This is a genomic window from Parasedimentitalea psychrophila (assembly GCF_030285785.1).
In the GTDB taxonomy this organism is placed as follows: domain Bacteria; phylum Pseudomonadota; class Alphaproteobacteria; order Rhodobacterales; family Rhodobacteraceae; genus Parasedimentitalea; species Parasedimentitalea psychrophila.
In genome coordinates this window covers 327,491-341,105 of sequence record NZ_CP127247.1, presented here as the reverse complement: position 1 = coordinate 341,105, position 13,615 = coordinate 327,491, and the positions used below count along the sequence as shown (strand labels likewise).

Annotated in this window: 14 protein-coding genes; 12 read left to right on the top strand and 2 right to left on the bottom strand. The window is 57.6% G+C overall.

Features of this window, described 5'->3' with window-relative positions; genetic code table 11:
- Positions 1-9 precede the first annotated feature (9 nt).
- The gene (locus QPJ95_RS01660) at positions 10-852 is read left to right on the top strand and encodes a 5-deoxy-glucuronate isomerase (protein WP_270918874.1); all 843 of its coding nucleotides are present in this window, start codon (positions 10-12) and stop codon (positions 850-852) included.
- Positions 849-1,694 (top strand): class II fructose-bisphosphate aldolase, encoded by an 846-nt coding sequence (locus QPJ95_RS01655; protein WP_270918873.1) that lies wholly within the window; start codon positions 849-851, stop codon positions 1,692-1,694. Before QPJ95_RS01660 ends, QPJ95_RS01655 begins: the two co-directional genes overlap by 4 nt.
- On the opposite strand, the gene QPJ95_RS01650 is transcribed toward QPJ95_RS01655, so the two are convergent.
- Positions 1,675-2,715: a LacI family DNA-binding transcriptional regulator gene (locus QPJ95_RS01650; RefSeq protein WP_270918872.1), complete on the bottom strand. Its 1,041-nt coding sequence runs from the start codon at positions 2,713-2,715 to the stop codon at positions 1,675-1,677. The two genes, QPJ95_RS01655 and QPJ95_RS01650, sit on opposite strands and share 20 nt — an antisense overlap.
- A gap of 207 nt (positions 2,716-2,922) precedes the next feature.
- On the opposite strand from QPJ95_RS01650, the gene QPJ95_RS01645 reads away from it, so the two are divergent.
- From QPJ95_RS01645 to QPJ95_RS01625, 5 genes are all read left to right on the top strand, one after another.
- The gene (locus tag QPJ95_RS01645) at positions 2,923-4,446 is read left to right on the top strand and encodes a sugar ABC transporter ATP-binding protein (RefSeq protein ID WP_270918871.1); all 1,524 of its coding nucleotides are present in this window, start codon (positions 2,923-2,925) and stop codon (positions 4,444-4,446) included.
- Complete coding sequence (locus tag QPJ95_RS01640; protein WP_390922994.1) at positions 4,443-5,462, top strand: ABC transporter permease; 1,020 nt, start codon at positions 4,443-4,445, stop codon at positions 5,460-5,462. The genes QPJ95_RS01645 and QPJ95_RS01640 overlap by 4 nt, the downstream gene beginning before the upstream one ends.
- 97 nt (positions 5,463-5,559) lie before the next feature.
- Positions 5,560-6,516 carry a substrate-binding domain-containing protein gene (locus QPJ95_RS01635; RefSeq protein WP_270918870.1) on the top strand — a complete coding sequence of 319 codons (957 nt, stop codon included), beginning with the start codon at positions 5,560-5,562 and terminating at the stop codon, positions 6,514-6,516.
- Positions 6,517-6,587: 71 nt separating this feature from the next.
- On the top strand, positions 6,588-7,646 hold the full coding sequence (locus QPJ95_RS01630) for a sugar phosphate isomerase/epimerase family protein (RefSeq protein WP_270918869.1): 1,059 nt from the start codon (positions 6,588-6,590) through the stop codon (positions 7,644-7,646).
- Between the two features lies 1 nt (position 7,647).
- On the top strand, positions 7,648-8,787 hold the full coding sequence (locus tag QPJ95_RS01625) for a Gfo/Idh/MocA family protein (RefSeq protein WP_270918868.1): 1,140 nt from the start codon (positions 7,648-7,650) through the stop codon (positions 8,785-8,787).
- A gap of 86 nt (positions 8,788-8,873) precedes the next feature.
- Here the strand turns inward: QPJ95_RS01625 and QPJ95_RS01620 are convergent, their stop codons facing one another.
- On the bottom strand, positions 8,874-10,079 hold the full coding sequence (locus QPJ95_RS01620; RefSeq protein ID WP_270918867.1) for a cation:proton antiporter: 1,206 nt from the start codon (positions 10,077-10,079) through the stop codon (positions 8,874-8,876).
- Between the two features lie 552 nt (positions 10,080-10,631).
- Between QPJ95_RS01620 and nuoH the strand changes: the two genes are divergently transcribed.
- Genes nuoH through nuoK form a run of 5 tightly spaced genes read left to right on the top strand, consistent with a single transcriptional unit; the run spans position 10,632 to position 13,615 of the window.
- Positions 10,632-11,618 carry an NADH-quinone oxidoreductase subunit NuoH gene (nuoH, locus tag QPJ95_RS01615; protein WP_270918866.1) on the top strand — a complete coding sequence of 329 codons (987 nt, stop codon included), beginning with the start codon at positions 10,632-10,634 and terminating at the stop codon, positions 11,616-11,618.
- A gap of 17 nt (positions 11,619-11,635) precedes the next feature.
- Complete coding sequence (locus tag QPJ95_RS01610) at positions 11,636-12,211, top strand: 4Fe-4S dicluster domain-containing protein (protein WP_270918865.1); 576 nt, start codon at positions 11,636-11,638, stop codon at positions 12,209-12,211.
- A 51-nt stretch (positions 12,212-12,262) separates the two neighbouring features.
- Positions 12,263-12,706: a CBS domain-containing protein gene (locus QPJ95_RS01605; RefSeq protein WP_270918864.1), complete on the top strand. Its 444-nt coding sequence runs from the start codon at positions 12,263-12,265 to the stop codon at positions 12,704-12,706.
- Between the two features lie 58 nt (positions 12,707-12,764).
- Positions 12,765-13,316, top strand: a complete 552-nt coding sequence (locus QPJ95_RS01600) for an NADH-quinone oxidoreductase subunit J (RefSeq protein ID WP_270918863.1) — start codon at positions 12,765-12,767, stop codon at positions 13,314-13,316.
- A complete protein-coding gene (gene nuoK / locus QPJ95_RS01595) occupies positions 13,313-13,615 on the top strand; it encodes an NADH-quinone oxidoreductase subunit NuoK (protein WP_270918862.1) in 303 nt (100 codons plus the stop codon). Before QPJ95_RS01600 ends, nuoK begins: the two co-directional genes overlap by 4 nt.

Below are 13,615 nucleotides of genomic sequence, written 5' to 3'. Positions count from 1 at the left end.
GATCAAACTATGCACATCGCACCGCATGACAATAAGAACATTCCCATTGTGGACGTGGACGACGCAACTGTTCCGCTGAACTATTTCAACATCGTCAAGCTGAAGAAAGGCGAGGCCTTTGAATATCAGGTGCCGGGATATGAGACCTGCGTGGCGCCGGCAACCGGCACCGTGGATGTCGATGTTGAGGGCGTCAGCTATTCCAATCTGGGCAAGCGGACCATTGATGTCTGGGATGGAGAGCCCGAAGGGGTCTATGTCCCGGTGGGCGCCAAGGTGACCATTGTCTGCGTCTCAGACGAGACCGAGATATTTATCGCCGGGGCCAGATACGACAAGGTTCTGGATCCGTTTGAGGTGCGCGCAGGTGACATTGATCTGGTGCAATACGGCAGCGACGACACCAAAACCCACCGCAAGATCAAGCATATTCTGGGGCAAAAGCAGCACGGCAAAGTCGGCCGTCTGCTGGTCAGCGAGTTGTATACCGTGGGGCAGGGCGGCTGGTCGGGCTTTCCGTCGCACAAGCATGACACCGACCGTCTGCCGGTTGAGACCCGCCACGACGAAACCTACAATTTCCGCTTCCGTCCCAATTATGGCTCGGGTGTGCAGATGCTTCAGCGTGAGGATAACACGCCGGGCGAGGCCTATCATATCATGGATGGCTCGACCGTCATGCTGGACAGCGGCTATCACCCCTGCGCCGTGCTGCCGGGCTACGAGATGTATTACTTCACAATTCTTGGCGGCCTCAGCCAGCGCTCGCTGGTGCAGTATTTCCAGCCAACCCATGCCGCCCAGATTGAGACCATTCCGGGTATCAAAGACATGATCGCAAAGTTCAAATGACGCTGGTCACGCTGGCGGATGTGCTGCAACCCGCACTGAAGAACAACTATGCCGTTGCTGGATTGGTGACATTGGGCTGGGAGGAAATGCGCGCCTATGTGGCCGCAGCCGAGGCTGAAAACGTGGCGGTTATTTTGCAGGCTGGCCCGTCTTGCCGTGATCACACGCCACTGCCTGTGCTGGGCAAGATGTTTCGGCATCTGGCCGAGCAGGCCTCGGTTCCCGTAGTGGCGCATCTGGATCACGGTTACACCGCCGACGACTGCCGTGTGGCGATTGAAAGCGGCTTTACCTCGGTGATGTTCGACGGATCACGCACATCGCTGTCGCAGAACATCGACGATACTGCCGCCATTGTTGAAATGGCCCATGCGGCGGGGGTGTCCTGTGAGGGCGAGATTGGTTTCGTTGGCTATAGCGGTGGTGAAGGGTCCGCCGGCACCGACCCAGACGAAGCTGCAAAATTTGCCCGCGAGACCGGTGTTGACGCGATGGCGATTTCGGTGGGCAATGTTCACCTGCAACAGGACAAAGAAGGTGGGCTGGACGAGGCCCGCATTCGCTCCATCGAAGCGGTGACAACTGTGCCGCTGGTGATCCACGGCGGCTCTGGCGTGCCCGAGTTTCAACGCCGGGCACTGGCGCGGGGGTCAAAGGTCTGCAAGTTCAATATCGGCACCGAGCTGCGCATGGTGTTTGGCGCAGCTCTGCGCGACGCAGTGAACCGCGATCCGTCGCGGTTTGATCGGGTGGCAATTCTGAAAGAGACACATGACCCGTTGGTTCAGGCCACCCGCCATGTGTTGCGCACCTTCAAGGCGGCTAGCGGCTGCGCCGAATAGGGGCGGGGCCGCAGCTTTCGCGGACAACAAGATCGCCGTGTAGCAGGGTTTCCAGTGTTTTATCGTCGCTGCCTGCAAGGCGGTCCAGCAATTGCCCCATCGCCAGTTCGCCAATCCGGGTGCGCGGTTGGCGGATTGTGGTCAGCGCCGGGGTAATGTTGTTGGCAAAGGGGATGTCGTCAAAACCGATCACCGAGAAATCTTCGGGAATGCGGTAGCCGCGCAGTTTCAAGGCGCTGATCACGCCAATTGCAGTGTCGTCATTGTAGCAGAAAAAGGCAGTCGGCAGCGTATCTTTGATGAACAACCGCTCTACCGCAGCGCGGCCGCCCTCGCTGGATCCATCGCCGTCAACCCGCCAGACCGGCAGCGGATCGGCGGCCTCGGCAAGCCCCTTGCAGTAGCCATCCAGACGCAGATCCGACACCGCGTCGCTGCTGCCGCCGGCGATGTAGGCAATGGATCGGTGGCCCAGAGATATCAGATATTCGGTGGCCATTTTTGACGCCGCAACGTCATCAACCCCAACATAGGGAAGGTCAGTGCGGCTGGCGGGGCAACTGACGGGGCAACTGGCGGCAACCATTTGCGGCAGTGCCGAGGGTGGGCTGTTGGGACGGCCGGCAACGGGCAGGTGTCCGGTCAGCAGGATGAGCCCATCTACCATACCCGAGGCCAGGAACCGCATGTGGTTTTCCTCCAGCGAGATGGTGCCTTCGGTATTGCCGATCAAAACCCCATAGCCGCGGTCATTGGCCGCCTTTTCCAACCCGATCAGGATGCCGGGGAAATTGGGGTCGGCAATGGACTGGGTCAGAACCATCACCATTTGCGACCGCTGCATGCGCAGGTTCTGCGCCATGGCATTGGCAATATATCCCGTGCGGGCAATGGCGGCGGTCACTTTCTTGCGGGTGCTCTCGGCAACCTTCTCGGGCTTGCGAATCGCCCGGCTGACCGTCGCGATAGAGACGCCAGCCAGCTTGGCCACGTCCTCGATAGTCGCTGGTCTTTCCGGCATTTCTTTCAATTTCCCTGACCCTCAAAAACGATGTGCTTGTGGCTGCTTTCGCCATTGTTTTGCAAGTGTTTAAGCAATTCTATAACGGTATTGTCTGTATGTGAAAAGGTTTACATCTCCTTATGTAAAGGTTTACATGGGTTATGAAAAGGTTTACATCCGACAATCAGGCTCGCTCACTTACATAACGGCGGGATGGGGATGATGATGTTTGATGAGACACCAGAAACGGCCACGGTTCTGAAGGCAGACCATATCAGCAAGTCATTTGGCGCTGTGCCGGTATTGTTCAGTGTCAGCATGGAAATTCACCCTGGCGAAGTTCATGCACTGATTGGTGAAAATGGCGCTGGCAAGTCGACCCTGATGAAGATCCTGTCAGGGTTTCACGCGCCGACATCTGGTCGCATTCTGTTTGACGGCGTGGAGGTGGTGCTGCCGCCGGATGGCGAGGCCGAGACGCTGGGGATTGTGCTGATCCATCAGGAGTTGAACCTGGCCGAGCAGATGACGGTTGAGGAAAACATCTTTCTGGGCCGTGAGTTGACCCACCGCGGGTTGTTGCAGCGCGACAAGATGCGCGAAAAAGTGTCTGGGTACTTGCAGGATATTGGCGTTGATATCTCACCCTCGGCCCGAATTTCGGACCTGTCCATTGCTGAAAAGCAGATGGTTGAGGTGGCCAAGGCCATTAGCCGCAATGCCCGTGTCCTGATCATGGATGAACCCACCGCAGTGTTGACCGAGGCTGAGACAGAATTGTTTTTCCGCCAGGTTGAGCGGCTCAAGTCCAAGGGTGTTGCCATTGTTTTTGTGTCCCATAAGCTCTCTGAGGTGAAGCAGATTGCGGATCGCGTCACCATCCTGCGCGACGGCCAGTGGATTGGCTCGCAAAAGGCCGAGTTGCTGACCCCGGATGCGATGGCGCAGATGATGGTCGGACGCGAGTTGTCTGATCTGTACCCGCCGATGCATGAGGCCGATGTCGATGCTGTGCGGGTGCTGGAGGTTCGTGATCTCTGCGCCAAGGGTGTTCACGATGTTTCGTTCGACCTTCGTCAGGGCGAAATTCTGGGGTTTTCGGGGTTGATCGGCGCCGGTCGCAGCGCGGTATTTGAGGCAATCTGCGGGCTGGAGCCGATCGCATCGGGGCAGATCCTGGTTGATGGGGTCGAGACCCGATTTGCCGATGTGGCGGAAGCCCGCGATGCCGGGCTGGCCTATCTGACCAAGGATCGCAAAGCCAAAGGTCTGTTGCTGGACAAGCAGATGCGGCCCAATCTGACGCTGTTTTCGCTGCCTAAATTCATTCGCCGCTTTGGGCTGGATGTTGCCGCCGAGGAGGCGGCGCTGGAACGCGCCATCCGTCGTTTTGACATCCGCACCCGTGACGCAAATATCAAGGTGGGCGACATGTCCGGCGGCAACCAGCAAAAACTGCTGCTGGCCAAGGTGATGGAGAGCGAGCCGCGCATTGTCATCATTGATGAACCAACGCGCGGCATCGACGTGGGCACCAAACAGCAGATCTATCACTTCATCGCCGCTCTGGCTGCCGAAGGCGTGTCGGTGGTGATCATCTCGTCCGAGATGCCCGAGGTTATTGGCATCAGCCACCGTGTTGTGGTGATGCGCGAGGGGCAGGTGATGGGGGTGCTGACGGGTGACGACATCAATGAAAACGAAATCGTGCGCTATGCCGCAGGACTAAAGCGGGAGAGCAAGGGATGAGCGAAGTGACAGCAGAGACAACCCCAAAGAACAAGCGGATGCGGTTTGACATCAAGACCGCAGGCCCGGCCATTGCGCTTTTCCTATTGTGCATCATCGGCTTTCTATTGAACCCGGCCTTTCTGAGTGAGGGCAACCTGACCAACCTGCTGACCCGCTCGGCCTTTATTGGCATCATCGCGGTTGGCGCCACCTTTGTGATCACTGCGGGTGGCATTGACCTGTCGGTGGGCTCGATGGCGGCGGCGATTGCCGGGGTGATGATCATCATCATGAACGCGGCCATGGAAACCCTAGGGCCGGGGCTGGCCACTGTTCTGCTCGGCGGTGGATGTTCCATTCTGTTGGGCCTTGGGGCTGGCTGGATCAACGGGGTGCTGACCACCAAAGGCAAGATAGAGGCCTTTATTGTGACCCTGGGCACCATGGGCATCTACCGCTCACTGGTCACCTATTTTGCCGATGGCGGCACCCTATCGCTCGACTTTGCCATCCGTGGCACCTACCGGCCGGTCTATTACGGCAGCGTGCTGGGTCTGCCAGCGCCGGTCTGGGTGTTCATCGCGGTGTCGATCTGTGGCTGGCTGCTGATGAACCGGACCGCCTTTGGCCGCTATTGCACCGCCATTGGCTCCAACGAGAGTGTCGCCAGATATTCGGCCATCAAGGTCGACCGGATCAAGACCATGACCTATGTGATCCAGGGGCTCTGCGTCTCACTGGCGACCATCATCTATGTGCCTCGCCTGGGCTCGGCCTCGGCGTCGACCGGAGTGATGTGGGAGCTGGAGGCAATCGCCGCAGTGATCATTGGCGGCACTGTTCTAAAGGGCGGCTATGGCCGGATTGGCGGCACCATTCTGGGCGCGCTGATCCTGACCACCATCGGCAATATTCTGAACTTTACCGATCTGATCTCAAATTACCTGAACGGGACAATGCAGGGTCTGATCATCATCATCGCGGTGTGGTTGCAGCGCGGTGACTGGGGCAAAGCAAAAGCCAGCAAGAGCTAAGAGTTTAAGAACACGGCGGGAAATTTTCCCAAATGAGACGAACCGGGCGCCACCGGAGGAGAGAGGTGCGCCCAAATTCACCAGTGGAGGAGAAACTATGAAGACCCTGAAATCCCTAAGCGCCCTGGCATTGACCGGTGCACTGGCTCTGAGCGCAGCTGCACTCAGCGCAGAGACCATTAAAATCGGTGTCAGCTATCCAACCCCGACCCATGCCTGGGCGGCTGGCATGAACTGGCACGCCGAGCAGGCCGAAAAGCGGCTGGAGGCGCTATACCCGGATATTGACCTGATCCTGATCAACTCGCCCGATCCCAACGCCCAGGCCTCGGCGCTGGAGGATCTGGTCTCGGTGCATAAAATTGACGCCCTGGTGGTGCTGCCGTTTGAATCCGAGCCGCTGACCGATCCGGTTCTCAACGTCAAGAAAACCGGCGCCCTGATCACCGTTGTTGACCGCGGGTTGAGCCAGCCGGGCATCGAAGACATTTATGTGGCGGGCAACAACCCGGAACTGGGCCGGGTGTCGGCTGTCTACATGAAGGGTCGCCTGACATCCGGCGACAATATCGTGGTGCTGCGCGGCATCCCGACAATCATTGATAACGAGCGTTTCGATGCCTTTATGGCCGAAATGGAAGGCACCGGGATTAACATTCTGGATCACAAGCACGCCAACTGGAACCGCGATGATGGCTTTGAGGTGATGCAGGATTTCCTCAGCCGGTTCCCCGACATCGACGCGGTCTGGGCACAGGATGATGACATTGCTATCGGTGTTGTCGCAGCCCTGAAACAGGCCGGCCGCGATGGCGACGGTATGTTTGTTGTCGGCGGTGCCGGCATGAAGGAAACCATCAAGTCGATTATGGACGGCGACACGCTGGTCCCAGTTGACGTTCTGTATCCGCCATCAATGATTGCCACGGCAATGGATGTAACGGTTGCTGCTTTTAAATCCAATGGTCCGGTTGCTGGCCGCTACATTCTGGGGGCGACTTTAATCACCCCGGAAAACGCGGCAAGCTTTTACTTCCCTGACTCGCCGTTCTAAGCTTTGGGTTTAAAAAGCACAAAGAAGGGGGCTGGCGAAATGGCCCCCTTCATTTTCTGGGAGGAATTAACATGAAAACGATCAAGGGACCGGCTCTGTTTCTGGCACAGTTCGCCAGCGATGAGGCCCCGTTCAATTCCTGGGCGGGCATCACCAAATGGGCCTCGGATTGTGGTTACAAAGGCGTGCAGATCCCCAGCTGGGATGCCCGCCTGTTTGATTTGGCCAAGGCGGCCAGCTCGCGGTCCTATTGTGACGAACTGGTCGGTGTTGCGGCTGAAAATGGTATTGAAATAACCGAGCTTTCGACCCATTTGCAGGGGCAGCTTGTGGCGGTGAACCCAGCCTATGATCAGGCCTTTGACGGGTTCGCAGCTGAACACGTGCGCGGTAACCCCAAGGCGCGGCAGGCCTGGGCGGTTGAGCAGGTCAAACTGGCGATCACCGCCAGCTACAATCTGGGCATTACCGCGATGGCGTCGTTTTCCGGGGCGCTGGCCTGGCCTTATGTCTATCCTTGGCCGCAGCGCCCCGAAGGTCTGATTGAGACCGCCTTTGACGAGCTGGCACGGCGCTGGCGCCCCATTTTGGATCACGCCGATCAGATGGGGGTGGACGTTTGTTATGAAATCCACCCCGGCGAAGACCTGCACGATGGTGTCACATTTGAGATGTTTCTGGAGCGGGTGGGTAATCACCCGCGCTGCAACATGCTGTATGATCCGTCGCATTACCTGCTGCAATGTCTGGATTATCTCGACAATATCGACATCTACAAAGACCGGATCAAGATGTTCCACGTCAAGGATGCCGAGTTCAATCCAACCGGCCGTCAGGGTGTCTATTCGGGCTACCAACCTTGGGTCAACCGCGCTGGCCGCTTCCGCTCTCTGGGCGATGGGCAGGTCGATTTTGGCGCAATCTTCTCCAAAATGGCGGCCAATGATTTTGAGGGCTGGGCGGTCGTTGAATGGGAATGTGCCTTGAAACACCCCGAAGACGGCGCCCGCGAAGGCGCGCAATTCGTCAAGGACCACATCATCCGGGTCACCGAACACGCCTTTGATGACTTTGCGGGCGGCGGTGCAGACGATGCTGCAAATCGCAGGATGCTGGGGCTGGAGACTTGATATGAGCGATACAAAACCCATTCGCCTTGGCATGGTTGGCGGCGGCAATGACGCCTTTATCGGCGCCGTCCACCGCATTGCCTCGCGCATAGATGGTGGTTTTCAGCTGATCGCCGGGGCGCTGTCCTCGACGCCCGAGAAATCTATCGCCTCGGGCGCGGCGCTGGGTCTTGTGCCCGACCGTACCTATGAAGACTTTAAGGCGATGGCCATTCGCGAGGCGCGCCTGAAAGACGGCATCGAGGCGGTGGCGATCGTCACCCCCAACCACATGCACTACCCGGTGGCGCGCGAGTTCCTCAGACGCGGTATTCATGTAATCTGTGACAAGCCGCTGACCTCGACGCTGGCGGATGCCAAGAAACTGGTCAAGGCGGTGGAAAGCTCAGATGCGCTGTTCATTCTGACCCATAATTATACCGGCTATCCGATGGTCCGCCAAGCGCGTGAGATGATTGCCAATGGCGATCTGGGCGATATCCGGGTGGTGCAGGCCGAATACCCGCAGGATTGGATGACCGAACCGCAGGACAACAAACAGGCCGAGTGGCGCACTGATCCGGCCCGCTCGGGCGCGGGTGGATCTGTTGGCGACATCGGCACCCATGCGTTCAACCTGCTCAGCTTTGTCACCGGGCTAAAGACCGAAGCGCTGGCGGCAGATCTGCAAAGCTTTGTGCCCGGGCGGAGGTTGGACGACAACGCCCATGTCATGCTGCGCTTTGATGGCGGCGCGCGCGGCATGCTGTGGTGCAGTCAGGTGGCACCGGGCAATGAGAACGGGCTGCGCTTGCGGGTCTACGGCGCCAAGGGCGGCATCGAGTGGGATCAGGAGGATCCAAACAAGCTGTGGTTCACCCCATTTGGCGAGCCCAAGCGGTTGATGACCCGTGGCGGCAATGGCGCAGGTGAGGCCGCAAACCGCGTCACCCGCACCCCGGGCGGTCACCCCGAGGGCTATCTGGAAGGCTTTGCCAATATCTATGCCGAGGCGGCACGGGCCATTCGCGCTCGCCAGGCCGACGAGCCGCTGCCGCCCGAGGTGGTGTTTCCAACCGTTCAGGATGGTTTGACCGGAGTGCAGTTCATTCAGGCCTGTGTGACCTCATCCAGCAGAAATTCGGCCTGGGTTGCCCTCTAGGGGGGGCGGCCTGAAGCAACCACAAATCTGCAGCATGGGCCTAAACGCTCTTGCTGCAGGTTTCACTTTGTCAGCGGGCTGGACCGTCAGTCTGCCTTGCCTGAGTGGTGCCTGGAGATCCAACCAGACAATGGCCTGGCGGTGATCCCATGGATGATAAGGCTCAGGAACACTGTTAGAACGACCACAAGCGCAATCACCTCGCCGCCCGGCAGTTCACTGTCCATCACGATGATGACAAATACGATGCTGGCCAGGCCGCGGGGGCCAAACCACCCCAGAAACAGCCGATCCTGTTTGGTCGATGCGGTTCCGCTCAGCGAAAGGAATATGGGGAGTACCCTGACAACAGTCAGGCTGAGCAGGGCGTAGGCCATGATTTGCCATGTCACCAGCCCAATGATGCTCGCAACAACGGCTGACCCGAACAACAGCCAGGTCAGCATGGCCAGGGTTTCACCGATGCCTTCAGCCGCCAGCACAAATTTATGTTTGGCCGGTCCCATCAGGCGGCCGAATAACAGGCCTCCGGTAAAGGCGGCGATGTAGCCACTTCCGTGCATCTCTCCGGCCAACTCAAAACAGGCCAGTGCCAGAGCCGGCACCGTCACCTGGGTCCAGACCTCGGTCAGCCAGCCCCTGGAAATGCAGAATTTGAGCAGGGTGCCCGCCACCAAAGTCAGCCCCAGGCCAGCGATCAGGCCGATGCCAATCTCCTCAAGAACAATGATCAGCGGCGCGACAGTACTGGCTGCTGTTCCGGCGGTTTCCAGCGACAGTGCAATGAAAATAAACAGGAACGGAACGCATATTCCGTCGTTCAGCCCACTTTCCGCATTCAGGCTTGCGCGGATCCAGTCCGGCACCCGCGGGTCTGAAATCACTGCTTTGCCAAGGGCGGCATCGGTGGCCGCAAGAATAACCCCCAGAATGGCGGCTTCGTAAAGGCTGAGCATATCCAGCAGTACCAGGGCCAGTCCAAACCCCAGCACAATGACCCCCGGCAGGCCGACCAGTAACATCCGTGTCGGGATTTTTATTTTCGACCGCAACACGGATAATTCGACATTCGCCGCATCGCTGAACAAGATCAGCACCAAGGTCATATCCGCAAATATCCGCAGTTGCTGGCGCAGAGCTCCACCTTCGAACCACCCCAGCACCAGAGGCCCCATCAAAATGCCGGCCGAGACAAAAACGATGGGCCCTGAAACCATGCCACGTTCAATGCGACCGGCGACAATGCTGTAGAGAAAGGCAAATATCGCTAATATGAGGATTCCGTTGTGCATTCTTGCGTTCCGTTTCTGTCAGGTCCGGAGTTCAAGGGGGTAATTCCCCAGAGGATCTCTCACTCTAACACTGAGACCCTGTTATCGGTCAAATGGCTTGGTGCAGGTGCATGTAATAAGGATGACAGCTGAGCCCGCCCAATAGCCCTTGTTCAGGTCGCGAGATATACTAACAATTATGCGGTCCAAATTCAGCGAAGATGCACTCCTTCCAGTTATGAAAACTGCATGGGCTGAAACTGAAATATATTTGGAGAAGGTTTTCATATGGCCCTTGGCTGGGCGCCTTTCTGCTGCGCGCGATCGGAAATTGGGAGTATGAGCCGGAATTTGTGTTGATGCAGCCTGTCCACCTGCGTTGAGCACCAGGGCATCAAACTGGCGCGGCGCCAAATTGCTGAGCCTCCAACAGGATGAAATCCTGTGCCGGCGGGCAGTTTGTTGCGGCAATTTTGCAAAATTGCGCCATCTGTCTAGTCCAGAACGGCTGGGTCCAGGTGCAAACAAGCCATCGGATGCTGCTGATATTGGTCGACACAGGGGTTCGGAGATATGGAATATGTCCTGAGTTTGCTGCCGCTAGCGATTAAAATGCTCATTGTTGTTGGCATCTTGCTGCTGCTGCCGCTGCCGCTGACCTGGCTGGAGCGCAAAATTGCCGCCCATATCCAACAACGTCCCGGGCCGATGCGGGTGGGGTGGCATGGGCTGCTGCAACCGCTGGCCGATGCCATCAAACTGCTGACCAAAGAGGACCATATTCCGGCGCAGGCCGACCGGATATTGTTTGCCGTCGCCCCGGTGGTGGCCCTGGTGCCGCCATTTCTGGTCTTTGTGGCGATCCCGTTTGGCGATCCCGTTCAGCTGTTTGGCACTACGGTGACCCTGTCCTTGGCGGATCTGAATGTCGGGCTGCTGTTCATCCTAGCAGTCTCCGGGATTGGGGTGTTTGGCACCATTCTTGCGGGCTGGGCCTCGAACAGCAAATATGCGGTATTGGGCAGCCTGCGCTCCATTGCTCAGATGATTTCATATGAAATTCCAATGGGGTTTTCGGTGATTGGTGTGGTCATGCTGGCCAACTCCATGCAATTGAGCCAGATTGTCGCGGCGCAGCAGGGATTGTGGAATATCGTGCTGCAGCCGATCGGGTTCTTCGTATTCTTTGTCGCCGGCCTGGCCGAGGCCCAGCGAATACCCTTTGATCTGCCCGAGGCCGAGGGCGATTTGGGGGCAGGGTATCATACTGAATATAGTGGTATTCGGTTCTCTTTGTTCATGCTGGCGGAATACCTGGTTTTGGTTGCCCTGGCCTTTCTGAACGTGCTGCTTTTCTTTGGCGGATGGCTGGGCGGCCCGGCGTTCCTGCCTCCCTTCCTCTGGCTGTTCTTTAAGGTCGGTTTGTTTATTTGGGTGTTTATGTGGTTGCGTTTCACGTTTCCGCGCTACCGTTATGATCAGCTGATGACCATCGGCTGGAAGGTTCTGCTGCCCCTTTCACTGCTGAATATTTTGGTGAGCGGCTTTTTAATGTTGTAAATAGCGGGTCAATTGCAATGGCGAGAACAGGTGTAAAGCGGCACAGTTGGATTGGGCGGATATTCTTTGCCGATCTGCTGGCAGGCCTGCGCCTGACACTGGGTTACATGATGTCCAAAACAGTGACCCACCACTACCCGGATTACGAAAAATGGGTCCCTTATCAGCGCCACCGGGGTCATCATTTTATGAATACCAATGATCAGGGCGAGGTGAATTGCGTCGCCTGTGGCCTGTGTTCGGTAATCTGCCCCTGTGATTGCATTACCGTTATTCCGTTTGAAACAGAACAGGGCGACCGCCGACCCAAGGTGTTTGATATCGACCTTGCGCGCTGCCTGTACTGCGGATTATGCGAGGACGCCTGTCCGGCGGATGCGATTAAACTGGGCCAGGAATATGAGGTATCGACCACCAATCGGGCCACTCTGAAAGTGCATCTGGAGGATCTGATCGCGGCCCCACGTAAGGCCGAGGATGGCGGCCTGGTCAGACCGGCCAGATTGGATTCTGAGGGCACTCAGCGCTCGGTCCTTAGATCAGGACCGTCGACAGGTCTGGATTGGTGGTCGCGTATCCGACGGCATAAGTAGTCAGTTTTCGTCGGTCAGGGGACCCAAAACAATAACAGGAAAGGGCGAGATATGTATGTCAGCACAATATTGCTCCAAAAAGGCACTGATATCTATTCGGTTGCGCCTGACGACAACCTGATGACAGCGCTTCAGTTGTTCAGCACCAAGAAGATTGGCTTTGCTCTGGTATTGGACAAGAGCGGTAACCCGCTGGGTGGAATTTCAGAGCGTGAAATTTGTTCTGCAATGGCGAATTCCGATGGCGCAGGGCGGCAGACGCCGGTCCGGGAGGTGATGAACACGGACGTGGCCAGTTGCGCGCCGGGTGACAACCTGATCCGGATCATGGCGATGATGACGGGCAAGCGAAACCGCCACATGCTGGTCTGCGATGACGGCGGGCTGCGGGGGGTGATTAGCATTGGCGATGTGGTCAAACACCGGCTTGATGAGATCATGCGCGAAGAAGAGGAACTGCTGAAATACATCGAGGGAACCGGCTACAGCCATTGATATGGGCGCCATCTGATCGCGTGGAGAATGGATCAGGGGACACACACAGGGGACAGGTATGGAGCGCGAGTTTTTTCTGCTGTTGTCAGGGGTTGCAACCATCTCGGCACTGCTGGTGGTACTGGCGCGCAACCCTGTTCACAGCGCCCTGGCGCTGGTCGCCTGCCTGGTGCAGATCGCCGCGCTCTATGTGCTGTTAGGCGCGCCGTTTCTGGCGGTAATTCAGATTTTTGTCTATGTTGGCGCGGTGATGGTGCTGTTTTTATTCGTCATCATGATGCTGGATGTGCGAAAAGAAGCCCAGGCCAGATACCTGCGAAACGCCGCCTTTCCCGGGCTGATTGTGCTGGCGCTGCTGGCGGCTGAACTGTTCACCCTGCTGATGCAAAGCACCCGGTTGCATGCGGCCCTGGGGGCAGGGCAACCCATCACCGAACAGCCCTCGGTCGAGGCTCTCAGTCTTTTGCTGTTTCAGGATTTCCTGCTGCCGTTTGAGGTGGCCTCGGTGATCTTGTTGGTGGCCCTGATCGGGGCGGTGGTGCTGGCCCGCCCTGATGAGGCAACCGCCGCTGGCAAGACTGGCAAACCCCACAGCGGGGGGCGCCGATGATCCCGACATTCTGGTATCTGATCCTTGCGGCGACGTTATTTGTGATTGGCGCTGCGGGTGTTTTGTTGCGCCGTAACGTGCTGATCGTGCTGATGTCGCTAGAGCTGATGCTGAACAGTGTGACCATCAATCTGCTGGCCTTTGGCCATGTGTTGCAAGACCTGCGCGGCCAGATCATCGCCATTTTTGTCATCGCCATCACCGCCGCCGAAGTCGCAGTGGCGCTGGGCATACTGGTTGCCTTGCTGCGCAATAAACACACGTTGGAAGTGGATGAGCTGACGATCTTGAAAGGTTAA

What these genes read in the sequence shown, in the direction of transcription:
- QPJ95_RS01650 (WP_270918872.1), bottom strand. Translation starts at nt 2,715, where the DNA reads ATGCCGGAAAGACCAGCGACTATCGAGGACGTGGCCAAGCTGGCTGGC.
- QPJ95_RS01660 (WP_270918874.1), top strand. Translation starts at nt 10, where the DNA reads ATGCACATCGCACCGCATGACAATAAGAACATTCCCATTGTGGACGTG.
- QPJ95_RS01640 (WP_390922994.1), top strand. Translation starts at nt 4,443, where the DNA reads ATGAGCGAAGTGACAGCAGAGACAACCCCAAAGAACAAGCGGATGCGG.
- QPJ95_RS01620 (WP_270918867.1), bottom strand. Translation starts at nt 10,079, where the DNA reads ATGCACAACGGAATCCTCATATTAGCGATATTTGCCTTTCTCTACAGC.
- QPJ95_RS01630 (WP_270918869.1), top strand. Translation starts at nt 6,588, where the DNA reads ATGAAAACGATCAAGGGACCGGCTCTGTTTCTGGCACAGTTCGCCAGC.
- QPJ95_RS01605 (WP_270918864.1), top strand. Translation starts at nt 12,263, where the DNA reads ATGTATGTCAGCACAATATTGCTCCAAAAAGGCACTGATATCTATTCG.
- QPJ95_RS01610 (WP_270918865.1), top strand. Translation starts at nt 11,636, where the DNA reads ATGGCGAGAACAGGTGTAAAGCGGCACAGTTGGATTGGGCGGATATTC.
- QPJ95_RS01600 (WP_270918863.1), top strand. Translation starts at nt 12,765, where the DNA reads ATGGAGCGCGAGTTTTTTCTGCTGTTGTCAGGGGTTGCAACCATCTCG.
- QPJ95_RS01635 (WP_270918870.1), top strand. Translation starts at nt 5,560, where the DNA reads ATGAAGACCCTGAAATCCCTAAGCGCCCTGGCATTGACCGGTGCACTG.
- nuoK (WP_270918862.1), top strand. Translation starts at nt 13,313, where the DNA reads ATGATCCCGACATTCTGGTATCTGATCCTTGCGGCGACGTTATTTGTG.
- QPJ95_RS01655 (WP_270918873.1), top strand. Translation starts at nt 849, where the DNA reads ATGACGCTGGTCACGCTGGCGGATGTGCTGCAACCCGCACTGAAGAAC.
- QPJ95_RS01625 (WP_270918868.1), top strand. Translation starts at nt 7,648, where the DNA reads ATGAGCGATACAAAACCCATTCGCCTTGGCATGGTTGGCGGCGGCAAT.
- nuoH (WP_270918866.1), top strand. Translation starts at nt 10,632, where the DNA reads ATGGAATATGTCCTGAGTTTGCTGCCGCTAGCGATTAAAATGCTCATT.
- QPJ95_RS01645 (WP_270918871.1), top strand. Translation starts at nt 2,923, where the DNA reads ATGTTTGATGAGACACCAGAAACGGCCACGGTTCTGAAGGCAGACCAT.